Source organism: Gilvimarinus sp. 1_MG-2023 (genome assembly GCF_030548285.1).
Genome location: NZ_JAUOSC010001575.1, coordinates 1 through 241, shown reverse-complemented (window position 1 = coordinate 241; position 241 = coordinate 1). Strand labels below are relative to the sequence as shown.

The window sequence follows — 241 nt, the reverse complement described above, 5'->3', positions numbered from 1 at the left end:
GGATACGACAATGCTGTCTTATCCTTCCCAATGTGAAAAAGCCAACACCTTTCTGACAGAAATTCTATTACTATCGGTAGCCTGAATAATACGGGAGCCATCATGAACCTTGTCTGGATTGCGCTGTTGTTGTCGTGCCTGATAGGGTCACAGGCTGTGGCCGAAGTCTATCAATGGGTCGACAGCGATGGCCGTCGCCACTTCTCCGATCGTGCACCGTCCGGGCGTAATATCCATAACC

1 protein-coding gene is annotated in these 241 nt (G+C 50.2%); it reads left to right on the top strand.

Translation table 11 applies throughout. The features are described 5' to 3' along the window. Positions 1 to 102: 102 nt before the first annotated feature. On the top strand, positions 103 to 241 hold a 139-nt coding region (locus Q4563_RS23850; protein ID WP_442903861.1), incomplete at its 3' end, for a DUF4124 domain-containing protein.